This is a genomic window from Coleofasciculus chthonoplastes PCC 7420, from assembly GCF_000155555.1.
Lineage (GTDB): Bacteria > Cyanobacteriota > Cyanobacteriia > Cyanobacteriales > Coleofasciculaceae > Coleofasciculus > Coleofasciculus chthonoplastes_A.
In genome coordinates this window covers 30,403-32,921 of record NZ_DS989882.1, presented here as the reverse complement: position 1 = coordinate 32,921, position 2,519 = coordinate 30,403, and the positions used below count along the sequence as shown (strand labels likewise).

Genomic DNA, 2,519 nt, shown 5'->3' with positions numbered 1-2,519 from the left:
CTTTGTATTTGCAAGCCTTAGAATTGACAAAACGCCTACTGGGAGATGACCATTCCGATTTAGCAATCAGTCTCAACAATCTGGCTCTGCTCTACTCATCACAGGGAAGGTATTCAGAAGCTGAACCGTTGTATCTGCAAGCCTTGGAATTGATAAAAAGCCTGCTGGGAGATAACCATCCTCATGTCGCAACCAGTCTGAATAATCTGGCATATCTCTATTCATCACAGGGAAGGTATGAAAAAGCCGAACTTTTGTATCTGCAAGCTTTAGAGTTATATAAACGCCTGCTGGGTGATGACCATCCCGATGTCGCAAGAAGTCTGAACAATCTGGCAGGACTCTACGATTCACAAGGACGGTATAGTGAAGCCGAACCTTTGTTGAAGCAAGCTTTAGAGTTGAGAAAACGCCTGCTGGCTGATGACCATCCTGATGTCGCAGAAAGTCTGAACAATTTGGCAGGACTCTATTCATCACAGGGAAGGTATAGTGAAGCTGAACCTTTGTTTCTGCAAGCTTTAGCGTTGAATAAACGCCTATTGGGAGATGACCATCCCAATACAATCACTATCCGTGCAAATTTGCAAAGAATGCGCGAAGAATGGCATCAATAGGTGTAGGGTGCGTTAGGCGCATAGTTTTTATTGAATTTTATCCCTAACAAAACACCTGTGCGCTGTAACGCACCGTTTTATCGCTGTTGTTTTAGACGTTCCGGCGGAACGTCTCTACTATAGGATGTGTCCTAACCGCTATGGCGGTTGCTGTAATTGGTGCGTTACGCGGCGCTAACACACAATGGCGGCATGGCACACCTTATTTGGTGGATTAGAATTGTAGGGACGCACCGACGTGCATTGGTGTCAACTTAAGCTCAACCCCTCACCCCCAGCCCCTCTCCCGATACTGCTGGCGAATTGGAAAAACCTAACCCCCCAGCCCCCTTCCCTGCGAGGGAAGGGGGAGCATCAAAGCCCCTCCCCGCGTCGGGGAGGGGTTTGGGGAGGGGTCTGACCCCTCAGTTAATGACCAGCAGTATCCTCTCCCACGCCGGGGAGAGGGGAGCAAGAAAGGTCTTATATTCCAATTCCCCTTCTCCCTTGATGGGAGAAGGGGTTAGGGGATGAGGGTGAAATGTTGCTCCTGTCTCCCCGGCGTGGGTCTTTTTAGCACCCTGGACTGGCCGTCGTTTTATTTAATCGTAAAATCTATCCCACAATTTTAGCTGTGTCACACCACTACATATAGAGATTGAGGTGACGGGGTGACGGGGTGACGGGGTGACGAGATGACGAGGTGACGAGGTGACAAGCTAAAAAACCATCACTCCGTACTTACGTCCCATTCATCCGTACTTACGTCCCATTCATCGGTACTTACGTCCCATTCATCGGTACTTACGTCCCATTCATCCGTACTTACGTCCCATTCATCCGTACTTACGTCCCATCACTCCGTACTTACGTCCCATTCATCCGTACTTACGTCCCATTGCTCCGTACCAAAGCACCATGACACCGTACCAAAGCACCGTCCTATTGTATCAACGCACCCTGACACCGTAACCCTGAACCATCGATTAAAATAGACAAATCAAATTATTGTTGGGGAGAACAATTGCCAGATGAGTAGCTATATGCCCCGCTCAGATGCTGACTTCAATAATTGGCAAGGGAACTTTATTGCCACGTTAACTAATTATCTCACCGATTTAGGACTCACTGCCGAAGAAATTACACCGATTACCACGGCTCAAACAACCTGGACAACCGCTTACAATAACCATATTGCCGCCCAGTCTGCTGCCGAAAGTGCCCGCCAAGACAAAGATGATAGCGGTAAACAGTATAAGTCTTTATTGCGTCAATTGGTTAATCAACTTCAGGTTAATCCTCAAATGACCGATGCTATGCGCCAAGGTTTAGGCATCACTGTGTCTAAATCAACTGCCAGTAGCCTGGGTGAACCGACAACTCGTCCAATTCCTCGCGTAGAAGTGAAAGGACGCTATCAATTAGAAATTCATTTTGTTGACGAAACAACACCCACTCGTAAGGCTAAACCCAGTGGCGTAATGGGGAGCGAAATTTGGCTCAAAATTGGTGATCCGCCGCCGACTGATCCCAAAGATTTAACCTTTGTGGCGTTAGATACAGCAACCCCTTATGTGATGGAATTTAAGGGTGAAGATGTGGGGAAAACGGCTTATTTTATGTTGCGCTGGGTGAATAGAAAAGGAGAGTCGGGACCTTGGAGTCAAACGGTGAGTATGATGATTCCTGGGTGATGGGGTGCTCTTTGACATTTTCCCCCTCATCCCCTAACCCCCTAAGCTGTGTCTGTCTATTCTTTGACATTTTCCCCCTCATCCCCTAACCCCCTAAGCTGTGTCTGTCTATTCTTTGACATTTTCCCCCTCATCCCCTAACCCCCTAAGCTGTGTCTGTCTATTCTTTGACATTTTCCCCCTCATCCCCTAACCCCTTCTCCCACCGGGGGAGAAGGGGAACCGGATT

At 48.0% G+C, this 2,519-nt stretch carries 2 protein-coding genes; both read left to right on the top strand.

Features of this window, described 5'->3' with window-relative positions:
- Positions 1 to 617, top strand: a 617-nt coding sequence (locus tag MC7420_RS33900) for a tetratricopeptide repeat protein (protein WP_044211274.1), incomplete at its 5' end; no start/stop codon positions are given.
- Positions 618 to 1,627: 1,010 nt separating this feature from the next.
- Positions 1,628 to 2,290: a hypothetical protein gene (locus tag MC7420_RS33895; RefSeq protein WP_006106409.1), complete on the top strand. Its 663-nt coding sequence runs from the start codon at positions 1,628 to 1,630 to the stop codon at positions 2,288 to 2,290.
- Positions 2,291 to 2,519: the final 229 nt, after the last annotated feature.

Excerpts from the sequence above, each read along its gene's own strand:
- MC7420_RS33895 (WP_006106409.1), top strand. The coding sequence starts at position 1,628 with ATGAGTAGCTATATGCCCCGCTCAGATGCTGACTTCAATAATTGGCAA.